The following is a 262-nucleotide window of genomic DNA, read 5'->3' on the forward strand; positions in this document are numbered from 1 at the left end:
GTTTTGTATTTATCATGTTTATCATTAGTGCCGTCATCCTCTCCTTTGGCGCCATCTATACGATATCCTCCATAAATATTTATGAAAGGAATCGCGAGCTTGCAACACTTAAGGTGCTAGGCTATCAAAAAAGTAAAATAAACAGGCTGATCTTTTTTGAAAATATCATCCTGACGACATTTGCGGTCATTGTAGCTCTGCCCATAAGTGGCTATGTGTATTTGATTGTAGTAAGAGCACTGTCTAGCAGCCATCAACAAAT

Annotated in this window: 1 protein-coding gene; it reads left to right on the forward strand. The window is 38.2% G+C overall.

Going from position 1 to position 262, the window contains the following annotated elements; genetic code table 11:
* On the forward strand, positions 1-262 hold a 262-nt coding region (locus tag SB775_RS30750; RefSeq protein ID WP_410865051.1), incomplete at both ends, for an ABC transporter permease.

This window comes from Peribacillus sp. SIMBA_075 (assembly GCF_046534585.1).